The 10,505-nt window shown below is 72.1% G+C and carries 10 protein-coding genes; 5 read left to right on the top strand and 5 right to left on the bottom strand.

Annotated features, from left to right (window positions below; translation table 11 throughout):
* Positions 1 to 257: 257 nt before the first annotated feature.
* Positions 258 to 1,448, bottom strand: coding sequence for a zinc-dependent alcohol dehydrogenase (locus J7E86_RS25045; RefSeq protein ID WP_215084459.1), 1,191 nt, complete (start codon positions 1,446 to 1,448; stop codon positions 258 to 260).
* Positions 1,449 to 1,495: 47 nt separating this feature from the next.
* Positions 1,496 to 3,580, bottom strand: a complete 2,085-nt coding sequence (locus J7E86_RS25040) for a catalase (protein ID WP_215084456.1) — start codon at positions 3,578 to 3,580, stop codon at positions 1,496 to 1,498.
* Positions 3,581 to 3,817: 237 nt separating this feature from the next.
* Between J7E86_RS25040 and J7E86_RS25035 the strand changes: the two genes are divergently transcribed.
* On the top strand, positions 3,818 to 4,270 hold the full coding sequence (locus J7E86_RS25035) for an SRPBCC family protein (protein WP_215084454.1): 453 nt from the start codon (positions 3,818 to 3,820) through the stop codon (positions 4,268 to 4,270).
* Between the two features lie 43 nt (positions 4,271 to 4,313).
* Here the strand turns inward: J7E86_RS25035 and J7E86_RS25030 are convergent, their stop codons facing one another.
* Together J7E86_RS25030 and J7E86_RS25025 are read right to left on the bottom strand one after the other, a co-directional pair.
* Positions 4,314 to 4,667: a putative quinol monooxygenase gene (locus J7E86_RS25030; protein WP_215084452.1), complete on the bottom strand. Its 354-nt coding sequence runs from the start codon at positions 4,665 to 4,667 to the stop codon at positions 4,314 to 4,316.
* 138 nt (positions 4,668 to 4,805) lie between these two features.
* The gene (locus J7E86_RS25025) at positions 4,806 to 5,258 is read right to left on the bottom strand and encodes a nuclear transport factor 2 family protein (RefSeq protein ID WP_215084450.1); all 453 of its coding nucleotides are present in this window, start codon (positions 5,256 to 5,258) and stop codon (positions 4,806 to 4,808) included.
* 102 nt (positions 5,259 to 5,360) lie between these two features.
* Here J7E86_RS25025 and J7E86_RS25020 point away from each other — a divergent pair, with 102 nt between their 5' ends.
* Together J7E86_RS25020 and J7E86_RS25015 are read left to right on the top strand one after the other, a co-directional pair.
* A complete protein-coding gene (locus tag J7E86_RS25020; RefSeq protein WP_308312724.1) occupies positions 5,361 to 6,233 on the top strand; it encodes a helix-turn-helix domain-containing protein in 873 nt (290 codons plus the stop codon).
* Positions 6,234 to 6,419: 186 nt separating this feature from the next.
* Entirely contained in the window at positions 6,420 to 7,511 is a 1,092-nt protein-coding gene (locus tag J7E86_RS25015) for an SDR family oxidoreductase (protein ID WP_215084448.1), read from the top strand.
* Between the two features lie 246 nt (positions 7,512 to 7,757).
* Here the strand turns inward: J7E86_RS25015 and J7E86_RS25010 are convergent, their stop codons facing one another.
* Positions 7,758 to 9,191 (bottom strand): Gfo/Idh/MocA family protein, encoded by a 1,434-nt coding sequence (locus J7E86_RS25010; RefSeq protein WP_215084446.1) that lies wholly within the window; start codon positions 9,189 to 9,191, stop codon positions 7,758 to 7,760.
* 172 nt (positions 9,192 to 9,363) lie between these two features.
* Here J7E86_RS25010 and J7E86_RS25005 point away from each other — a divergent pair, with 172 nt between their 5' ends.
* Together J7E86_RS25005 and J7E86_RS25000 are read left to right on the top strand one after the other, a co-directional pair.
* Positions 9,364 to 10,083: a glycosyltransferase family 2 protein gene (locus J7E86_RS25005; RefSeq protein ID WP_308312723.1), complete on the top strand. Its 720-nt coding sequence runs from the start codon at positions 9,364 to 9,366 to the stop codon at positions 10,081 to 10,083.
* A partial coding sequence (locus J7E86_RS25000) for an AMP-binding protein (protein ID WP_215084443.1) occupies positions 10,083 to 10,505 on the top strand: 423 nt, incomplete at its 3' end. The genes J7E86_RS25005 and J7E86_RS25000, both read left to right, overlap by 1 nt.

Raw genomic sequence — 10,505 nt, 5'->3', positions numbered from 1 at the left:
CCCTTACGGGACATCGTTTAGGGCTTGTCCGGCGGGTCTTCGGCTGCGGGCCGGTCTTTGCCGCCTGCGGCGGCGGGCGCCCTGCGGGCGCGTCCTCAATCGCCGGACGGGCTGAGATCGGCTGAGCTCAGCCACAATCAAGCCCGTTGGGGGCACCCCCAGCGGTAGCTGGGGGAGATTGAGGACGCCACCGCGCAGCGGTGGTGCGGACGATACGGCCCGGCAGCCGCCCTCTCACGTGATCCGCCGGACACGGCCTACGGCTGGAAGAGAATCTTGAAAGCGCCCTCCCGCTTCCGCTGGAACATCTCGTACGCCCGCGGCGCCTCGTCGAGCGGCAGCCGGTGCGTGGCGAAGTCGTCGACACCGAGCGGGTCGTCGTCGGTGAGCAGCGGGAGGATGTCGTCGGTCCACCGGCGGACGTTGGCCTGGCCCATGCGCAGCTGGAGCTGTTTGTCGAACATCGTCATCAGCGGCATCGGGTCGGTCATCCCGCCGTACACGCCGCTGACGGAGACCGTGCCGCCGCGCCGCACCAGCGCGATGGCCAGGTGCAGCGCGCTCAGGCGGTCCACACCCGCCTTCTTCATGAGCTTCTCGGCCCACCGGGACGGGATCAGCCCGACGGCCTGCTGGGCGAGTTGGGTGACGGCGCTGCCGTGGGCCTCGGTGCCGACCGCGTCGATGACCGCGTCGGGCCCGCGGCCACCGGTGAGGTCCGCCGCGGCCGCCAGCAGGTCCCGCTCGTGGTCGAACGCGTCGAGGTCCAGCACCTCGACACCGTCGTGGCGCGCGCGGGCCAGCCGCTCGGGCACGTAGTCGATGCCGATCACCTGACCAGCACCGAGATGACGGGCGACGCGGCACGCCATCGTCCCGATGGGTCCGAGCCCGAGGACGGCCACGCTGCCGCCGGGCGGCACCTGTGCGTACCGCACGGCCTGCCAGGCCGTGGGCAGCACGTCGGAGAGATAGACGAACCGGTCGTCGGGCGGCCCGTGCGGCACCTTGACCGGCCCGAACTGCGCCTGGGGAACCCGCAGGTACTCCGCCTGCGCCCCGGGCACGGCGCCGTACAGCTTGGTGTAGCCGAACAGCGCCGCGCCCATGCCGTGCTCGCGCACCTGGGTGGTCTCGCACTGGGTGGTGAGCCCCGACCCGCACATCTCGCACCTGCCGCACGCGATGCCGAACGGGACCACGACCCGGTCGCCCGGCGCGAGCCCGGTCAGCTCGGAACCGGTCTCCTCCACGATGCCCATCGGCTCGTGGCCCAGGATGTCGCCCGGGGTCATGAACGGGGTGAGCACCTCGTACAGATGCAGGTCCGAACCGCACAGGCCGCTGGAGGTGATCCGGACGATCGCGTCGGTGGGTTCCTCGATGAACGGGTCGGGGACCGTGTCGACCCGGACGTCGCGCTTGCCGTGCCAGACGGTGGCTCGCATGGCCGATCGCCTCCTGGGACCTGGGGAACGTGGGGGAGTGGCGGAGGTCAGCCGCTGAGCGGCGGGCGCCCCCAATGACGGTGGGCGGCCAGGGACTCGGTGACGGAGCTCAGGAAGTCGTCGCTGACGGCGTCGGCGGTGACCACGCCCTGGTCGACGGCCGGGGCACCGCCGCCGGCCGCCGTGTGCACACCGTCCGGCAGGAGCGCGGCCAGCCGCTCCACGGCCGGACCGAGCGCGGCGATCGGCTTGCCGTGCCGGTAGGCGCCGCGGACGAACCGCCGGGCCGCGTCGTCGGCGACGGGATCGCCCGAGCCCAGGCCGCCCGGAGGCAGCACGACGGCGTCGTAGAGCACCGAGGCGACCGTCGGCAGCGCCCGGTCGACCGGAAGCCTCTCCCCGCCCGCGCCACCGACCTCGCCGTCGTGCGGGGCGATGATCTCGGCGATCGCGCCGCGTTCCGCCAGCGCGTCGCGCACCGCCCGCGCCTGGCCGGCGTCCACCCCGTCGGAGACCAGGATCGCCACCTGCCGGGTGCTGATCGAGCCGTCGCCCTGGTTGTTCTCCAGGCTCAGCGCCGGGGAGGGCGCGGGCCGCGGCGTGTCCTGCCGCGGCGGCTCGGCGACACCGATGCCCTGGGCGACCGCGGCCGCGAGGTCGTGGTCCACGCGCGCGAGCTGCTCGACCGTGCGCTGGCGCACGGCCAGCGCGCCGACCTTGCCGAGCTCGAAGCGGAAGGCATCGACGATGTGCTTCCGTTCCCAGTCGGACATGCTGTGCCAGAACATCGCCGGCTGGGTGTAGTGGTCGTCGAAGCTGGGGCTGCGCTTGCGGATCTTGCGTCCGTCCACGCGCTCGGTCAGGTGCCGGAACGCGGGGTCGTTCGGATCGGCGAGGGCGGGGCAGCCGCCGCCGAGCGAGTTGGGGCTGTAGCTGGTGCCCCGGTGGATCTGCCCCTGGTGGTAGCCGTCGCGCTGGTTGGTGCGCACTGGGGCGACGGGCCGGTTGACCGGGATCTGCGCGAAGTTCGGGCCGCCGAGACGGATGAGCTGGGTGTCCAGGTACGAGAAGTTACGGGCCTGGAGCAGCGGGTCGTTGGTGAAGTCGATGCCCGGCACGACGTTCGCCGTGTGGAAGGCGATCTGCTCGGTCTCGGCGAAGAAATTGTCCGGGTTGCGGTTGAGGACCATCCGGCCGATGGGCCGTACGGGCACCAGTTCCTCCGGGATGATCTTCGTGGCGTCCAGCAGGTCGAAGTCGAAGGAGTGCTCGTCCTCCTCCGGGACCAGCTGCACACCCAGCTCGTACTCCGGATAGTCGCCGGCTTCGATGCAGTTCCACAGATCGCGGCGGTTGAAGTCCGCGTCCCGGCCCTGGGTCTCCTGGGCCTCGTCCCACACCAGGGAGTGCACACCGAGGCGGGGCTTCCAGTGGAACTTCACGAACGTGCCCCGGCCCGCCGCGTCGACGAACCGGAAGGTGTGGACGCCGAACCCCTGCATCATCCGGTAGCTGCGCGGGATCGCCCGGTCGGACATCAGCCACATGATCGTGTGCAGCGTCTCGGGCTGGAGCGAGACGAAGTCCCACAGCGTGTCGTGGGCCGAGGCACCGGTGGGGATCTCGTTCTGCGGCTCAGGTTTCACCGCGTGCACGAAGTCGGGGAACTTGATGCCGTCCTGGATGAAGAAGACCGGGAAATTGTTGCCGACCAGGTCGTAGTTTCCCTCCGTCGTATAGAACTTCGTCGCGAAGCCCCGCACGTCCCGCACCGTATCGGCGGAACCGCGCGGCCCCTGGACGGTGGAGAACCGCACGAACACAGGAGTCCGCACGGACGGATCCTGGAGAAAGGCCGCCCGCGTGAACTCCGCGCACGACGCGTACGGCTCGAAGTAGCCGTACGCCCCCGCGCCACGGGCGTGCACGACCCGCTCCGGAATGCGCTCGTGGTCGAAGCGCGTGATCTTCTCGCGGAAGTGGAAATCCTCCATCAGCGTCGGGCCGCGCTCACCGACCCGGAGGGAATCGTCGGTGTGATCGACGACCACACCCTGATCCGTCGTCAAAGGCCCGCTGGCGGGATCCTCCGCACGAAAAGAGTCTCGCTGCTCCTGCTTCGGGTCGGCCATTGGCTGCTCGTTCCCTTCCCACTCGCTGTGCCGGCGGCGGCTGATGGTGCGCGCAACTACCCGAGTGACCCCGTACGGGAATGGGAAACGTGGGCCAACCAGGTGATTCGCGGGCGGGCGGAGCGGGCCGGCGGAGCGGGCCGGCGCGAGGAACCGGAACCGGGATGACTGGTGCCCGCGATCGTGGGCACTCGCAAGGACGTCCCGATTTCCGTACCGACTCAGGGAGGGAAGGCCATGTCACAGGTCGAGGAGTCCATCGAGGTCGCCGTTCCGGTCACCACCGCCTACAACCAGTGGACCCAGTTCGAGGAATTCCCGCGCTTCATGAAGGGGGTGGAGCGGGTGGAGCAGCGCACACCGACCCTCACACACTGGGTGACGAACATCGACGGCGTCACCCGCGAATTCGACGCGGTGATCAGCGAACAGATCCCGGACGAGCGGGTGGCGTGGACCACCGTGTCCGGCGAGGTCCGGCAGGCCGGAGCGGTCACGTTCCACCGCCTCGACGAGACCCGCACCAAGGTCATGCTCCAGTTCGACCACGCTCCCGAAGGGCTGGTCGACACGGTCGGCGACAAGCTCGGCTTCGTCCGCCGCCAGGCCAAGGGCGACCTGGAGCGCTTCAAGTCCTTCATCGAGGCGCGCGGCATCGAGACGGGCCAGTGGCGCGGGGAAGTGGTCTGACCCGGACGGCGGAACGGGCCTGTGAACTCGGCCCTCCCCGACCTCAACCCCCCGTGCCGTGGCCGGGGAACTCCGCGAACGTGACCGCCTGCGGATGCGATTCCACCCACTCGGCGAGCTCGGGCCCGATGGGCCCGTAGAGCTCGGCGTGGACCATCTCCGCGCACCGCCCCATCCGTGCCAGCAGATCCGCCCCCCGGGCGTTGTGGGCGAGGGCCGCCGCCCCGTCGGCGTACTCCTCCAGCACCAGATAGCTGCCGGCACCGGCCGAGAACCACCGGTAGACGTGGGTGCCGGGCTCCTCGGCCGCCTGGTCGCGCAGGGCGAGGGCCACTTCCTCGAACTCGTCCTGCCGGCCGTCACGGACGTCGAACCGGGCACGCACGGAGATACTCATGACCCACACTCCAGCAGATCGCTCGATCGGGCACCCGGCCGGGTGCCTTCGTCCGCTCGTACCGTCCGACCCGTACGGGCGGATGCCACCGCGCCGCGGCCGGTTCCCGGAGCCCGGGAACCGGCCGCGGCACCGGCGTCAGCGCGCCTGGGCGGCCGCTTCGGCCTCCGAGTTCTCGATACCGAGGTTGGCGTAGGCCACGGGGTTGGCGTACTCCCACACCTTGACGATCCTGGCGTCCTCGATGTCGATCCGGAAGACGTAGACGTTGCGGTAGACCAGCTGTTCCGCCGTGGACAGGATGTCGCCGTTCGCCTGGAGGAAGACCGACCCGGCGTCCGCGCTGACCGTGTAGACCTTGTCGAGGAAGGCGACACGGTCGAACTTCGCCACGACGGAGTCGATGTAGCCCATCACGTGTTCCCGGCCGTCGAAGACGTACCAGGGGGCGGGTGTGCCCGCGATCGACAAGGGGATGGTGACGTTGGCCTCGGGCGAGAGCAGGGCGCGCACGCCCTCGGGGTCGCGTCCCTCGAAGGCGGCGAAGAAGCGCTTCGCGGTGTTCAGAGCGGTTTCGTGATCCATGTTCATGCCCTCACTCTGAGCGGCCCGCCGGTTCCGGGGGAGAGCCCTGGGCAGCGGGGGGTCCGGCAGTACCAGGCTGTGGCAGGTCGCGGGGCGGACAATGAGGGGGTGACCCAGGACGACACGGCACTCGCCCACGCTCTGCGCCGGTGGCGCGACCGGACCAGCCCCCAGGACGCGGGCCTCCCGCAGGGAGGTGTCCGGCGCGCCCCCGGACTGCGGAGGGAGGAACTGGCCCACCTCGCCGGGCTCTCGGTCGACTACGTCGTCCGCCTGGAACGTGGCCGCGCCACGTCACCCTCCGCCCAGGTCCTCGCCGCGCTCGCGCGTGCGCTGCGCCTGACGGAAGCCGAGCGGGACCACCTCTTCCTCCTCGCCGGTCAGGCCGCGCCCACCACGGGCCAGGTCTCCCAGCACGTTCCGCCCAGCGTCCAGCGGCTGCTCGACCAGCTCCGCGACACCCCGCTCAGCGTCCACGACGCGGCCTGGAACCTCATCTCCTGGAACCCTCTGTGGGCCGCCCTCGTCGGCGACCCCTCCGCGTGGCGCGGAAGGGAACGCAACATCGCCTGGCGGCACTTCACCCGGATGCCCGGCCGCGTCACCCACGCCCCCGGGCAGCAGGCCCGCTTCGAGGCGGCCCTCGTCTCCGACCTGCGCTCCTCCACCGCCCGCTACCCCCGGGACAGGCCGCTGCGGTCCCTGATCGCCGACCTGCGCCGCGAGGACGACCGCTTCGGCGCGCTGTGGGACTCCCACACCGTGGGCTTCCACACCACCGACAGCAAGACCGTCCACCACCCCGCTCTCGGCCCCGTCACGGTGGACTGCGACACCCTCACCGTCCCCGGAAGCGACCTGCGCATCGCCGCCTGCTCGGCGCCGCCGGGCACCGCGACGTCCGAACAGTTCGCCCTCCTGGCGGCCATCGGCACCCAGGACGTCACGGCCCCGGTCCACGCCCCGCGGGGCGGCCGGTAGCGGGGCAGGACGGCGGCGGGGTCGGGACCGGACCCTCCGGGACGGCGGGCGCGAGGACTGAAAGCCCGGGAGACGGACAAGGGAACCGGTACGGGCGGTCGCCCGTCCCCACGCTCCGCCTCCCCGCATGCGCGGCCGTCGGAGGAGGGCGAGCATGGAAGGCCCAGGCGAGGAAGGGCGGGCCCCATGAGCACCCCGGTATCACCCGAGCGCGACGGCGGACTGCGGGTCGTGGTCGTCGGCGCCACCGGCAACGTCGGCACCGGCGTCGTCGAGGAACTGAGCCGGGACCCCGGCATCGCCTCCGTCGTCGGCATCGCCCGCCGGATCCCGCGCTGGGCACCCGCGCGGACCACATGGGTGACCGCCGACATCGCCACCACCCCCGACACGGACCTCGCCGCCCACTTCCGCGGCGCCGACGCCGTCATCCACCTCGCCTGGCTCTTCCAGCCCACCCATGACCCCGTCACCACCTGGCGCACCAACGTCCTCGGCAGCATCAAGGTCTTCGACGCCGTCGCCGCCGCCGGCGTGGCCACTCTCGTGCACGCCTCCTCCGTCGGCGCCTACTCACCCGGCCCCAAGGACCGCGCCGTCGACGAGTCGTGGCCCACCCACGGCTGGCCGGACGCGGCCTACTGCCGCGAGAAGGCGTACCTGGAACGGGCACTCGACGCCTACGAGGCCCGCCACCCCGGTGTCCGGGTCGTCCGCATGCGGCCCGGCTTCATCTTCAGGAAGCAGTCCGCCGCCGAACAGCGCCGGCTGTTCGGCGGCCCGCTGGTGCCCTCCCGGCTCCCTCTCGCCTCCCTGCTGCCGCTCGTCCCCGACCTGCCCGGCCTGCGCTTCCAGGCCCTGCACACCGAGGACGCCGCGCGGGCCTACCGGCTCGCCGTCACCCGGCCCGTGCACGGCGCGTTCAACCTGGCGGCGGACCCGCCCGTGGACGCCGGCGTCCTGGCGGGACTGCTGTCGGCACGCTCCGTACGCCTGCCCTCCGGCCCCGTCCGCGCCGCGCTGTCCGCCGCGTGGCACCTGCGCCTGGTCCCCGCCTCCCCGCACCTCTTCGACGCCGTCCTGCGACTGCCCCTGATGGACACCGGCCGGGCCACCCGCGAACTGGGCTGGGAGCCCCGGTACACCGCCCGGGAAGCGATCGCCGAATTCCTGGCCGGTCTGCGCGAAGGCACCACCATGGACACCCCGCCGCTCGCCCCCGACCGACGGGGCAGCCGCCTGCGGCAGCTCGCCGGGGGAGCGGGCAGCCGGCCCTGACGGGGGCGCCGGGCCGTACTCCGTACCGGCTTCACCAGGTGGTATCCGGCGGTTCTTCGACTGCGGGCTGTCTTTGCCGCCTGCGGCGGCGGGCGCCCTGCGGGCGCGTCCTCAAGCGCCGGACGGGCTTGATTCGGCTGAGCTCAGCCCATTTCAGCCCGTCCGGCGCTTGAGGACACCGCCGCGCAGCGGTGGTGCGGACGACATGACCCGCAGCGACCGTTCACATGATCCGCCGGACCCGGCCTACGGCTTCACCGAGTCCGTCCCCGCACGCGGCTTCCGCCACAGCCCCCGCGTGAAGTCGGGGATGTCCTGCGGCGCGCCGTTCGCCTCGATCGAGGCATGGCTGAGCGGCACGGGAGCGGTCCACGTGGCCGCGTCGTAGACGTCGAAGTCGGGTACGAGCCCCAGTCGCATGGTCTGGATCAGCCGGAAGACCATGAGGTAGTCCATGCCGCCGTGGCCACCGGGCGGATTGGCGTGCTCCTTCCACAGCCAGTGGTCCCACTGCGCGTACTTCCCGAAGTCGCCCCACGTGTCGTCGGACATCTCCGGTTCGAGGTAGATCCGGGGCGGATAGTCCTCGAAGACGCCCTTGGTGCCGCCAAGGATGTTCAGCCGGCTGTAGGGGTGGGGGTTGGAGACCGCGTGCTCCAGCCGGATCACCCGGCCCTTCGCCGTCTGGACGAGACTGATCGACATGTCGCTCCCGACGTAGCTCTCCTTCCAGCTCGCGTCACCGGCCGGCATGTGCCGCGCCCGGTACTCGGCCAGTCCCAGGGCCGGTGAGCCGAACGTCGTGATGCGCACGGCCCGGTCGCCGCGGTTGACGTCCATGTAGTTGGCGACCGGTCCGAAGCCGTGGTTGGGGTAGAGGTCGCCCTTGAGCCGGGTGTGCCACTGCCGCCGCCAGGGGCCCTCGTAGTACGTCGGCGAGAACATCAGGCCGCGCAGATCGTGTATGTACGCCCCCGCGCCGTGCAGCAGATCGCCGAAGAGACCGGCGTGCGCCATCCGCAGTACGCGCATCTCGTTCCTGCCGTAACAGCAGTTCTCCAGCTGGATGCAGTGCCGCCGCATGCGTTCGGAGAGGTCGACCAGCTGCCACAGCTGGCCGAGCTCCATGGCGATCGGGCATTCGACGCCGACGTGCTTGCCGTTCGACAGGGCCGTCCTGGCCATCGCGAAGTGCCAATCCCACGGCGTGGCGACGTAGACGAAGTCCAGGTCGCCGCGTGCGCAGAGCTGTTCGTAGTCGTCCTCGCCCTTGGTGTAGAGCGCCGGAGCCGGCCGGCCCGCCGCCGTGACCTTCGCGGCGGCCTTCTCGGCCTTGGCCCGGACCACGTCGCACAGCGCGTTGACCTGGACGCCGGGGACGGCGAGGAAGAGGTCGATCATGGAGTCGCCGCGGTTGCCCAGACCGATGATGCCGATCCGTACGGTGCCGCGCCGCTCGAACGGCACGCCGATCATCGTCCTGCCCTGGCGCGCGGGCCAGGCGGGCGCCGGGCTTTCCTGGGCGGCGGGAGTCGCGGGGGCGGCGCTCGCCGCGGCCGGTCCGGCGAGGCCGCCGATGCCGATGACCGTCCCGGCGCCCGCCGCGCCGGCGGATCTCAGGACGGAGCGGCGGCTGACCTCGGGGTCCTCACTGGGGTTCTGCGGGGCTGACTCGTGCATCGGTCCTCCAGGGAGAGAGCTGATGGTGAGCTGCGCGTGCGTGAACCTTCGGCAAGGACCCTGATGGGTGAGGCGGACGAAGCGCAAGAGGCCGAAGGGAATTACCGAAACGAGAGCATGGTCACATAGTGACCGGTTTTGTCATCGGATCTGTTCGACACCGTGGGTCGTCGTGCCCGCCCACCAGGAGGCGGCACGCATCGACGGCACCCTGCGGGCCCTCGCCGCCCAGCACGACCGCGACTTCACCCTCCTCGTCGTCGACAACGCCTCCACGGACGACACCGCCGCCATCGCCCGCGCCTTCGCCGCCCGCGCCCCCTTCCCCGTCCACGTCGTCGACGAGCCCGAGAAGGGCGTCGGCTGCGCCGTCGACACGGCCTTCCGCCACGCCATCGACCACGGCGCCGGCCTCCTGGCCCGTACGGACGCCGACTGCCTGCCCCACCCCGGCTGGACGGCCGCCGCCCGCGCCGCGCTCGGCGACGGACCGCGGATGGTCTGCGGACGCATCGCCGCCCGGCGCGACGAACACGGGCCGGCCGGCCGCGCCGCGTTCCGCGCCATGGTGGCCACCGCCGCCGCCTTCGGCCGGCTGCGGCCCGCCCACAGCCGGCGGCACGGCTACCTCGCCCCCTACCGGATGCACGCGGGCAACAACATGGCCATCACCGCCGAGCTCTACCTGCGGGTCGGCGGCATGCCCCGGCGGCCCTCACCCACCGACCGGGCGTTCCTCAACCGCGTACGCCGCCACACCGCCGACATCACGCACTGCCGGACCATGGTCGTCGAGAACTCCACGCGCCGGATCAGGCAGTACGGCCTCGTCGGCACCGCCCGCTGGTACCTCGACCAAGGCAGCGGCACCCGAGGGGAGGACCCGCGCTGATGCTGGAACGACTCGCCCACGCACTGCGGACCGACCCCCACCGCCCCGCCGTACTCGCCGCCACCCGCACCGGCGCCGTCCGCGTCCGCGCCACCCGCGGGCAGCTCGCCGACCTCGCCGACGGCTACGCCGCCGCACTGCACCGGCGCGGCCTCGGCCGGGGCGACACTGTCGGCGTCGCCGTACGACCCGGGCCGCGAGCCCTCGCCGTGCTGCTCGCCGTCGACCGGCTGGGACTGCGCGCCGCCGTCCTCGACCCGGGCGCCGGCCCCGACGTGCTGCGCGCCCGGCTCGCCCTGGCCCGCCCCTCGCTCGTCCTCGCCGACGCCACCGCCCAGGCCGTCGCCGGCTGGGCCCGCCCCCTGGCACGCCGCGCCCACCTGGCCCTGCCCGACCTCGCCGAGCTCGGCCCGGTCGCCACC

Origin of the sequence: Streptomyces sp. ISL-11, assembly GCF_018614525.1 — a bacterium.
Lineage (GTDB): Bacteria > Actinomycetota > Actinomycetes > Streptomycetales > Streptomycetaceae > Streptomyces.
The sequence above is the reverse complement of the archived record's forward strand: the minus strand, read 5'-3'. Positions and strand labels throughout refer to the sequence as shown.

What these genes read in the sequence shown, in the direction of transcription:
- J7E86_RS25015 (WP_215084448.1), top strand. Translation starts at nt 6,420, where the DNA reads ATGAGCACCCCGGTATCACCCGAGCGCGACGGCGGACTGCGGGTCGTG.
- J7E86_RS25025 (WP_215084450.1), bottom strand. Translation starts at nt 5,258, where the DNA reads ATGAACATGGATCACGAAACCGCTCTGAACACCGCGAAGCGCTTCTTC.
- J7E86_RS25030 (WP_215084452.1), bottom strand. Translation starts at nt 4,667, where the DNA reads ATGAGTATCTCCGTGCGTGCCCGGTTCGACGTCCGTGACGGCCGGCAG.
- J7E86_RS25035 (WP_215084454.1), top strand. Translation starts at nt 3,818, where the DNA reads ATGTCACAGGTCGAGGAGTCCATCGAGGTCGCCGTTCCGGTCACCACC.
- J7E86_RS25045 (WP_215084459.1), bottom strand. Translation starts at nt 1,448, where the DNA reads ATGCGAGCCACCGTCTGGCACGGCAAGCGCGACGTCCGGGTCGACACG.
- J7E86_RS25010 (WP_215084446.1), bottom strand. Translation starts at nt 9,191, where the DNA reads ATGCACGAGTCAGCCCCGCAGAACCCCAGTGAGGACCCCGAGGTCAGC.
- J7E86_RS25040 (WP_215084456.1), bottom strand. Translation starts at nt 3,580, where the DNA reads ATGGCCGACCCGAAGCAGGAGCAGCGAGACTCTTTTCGTGCGGAGGAT.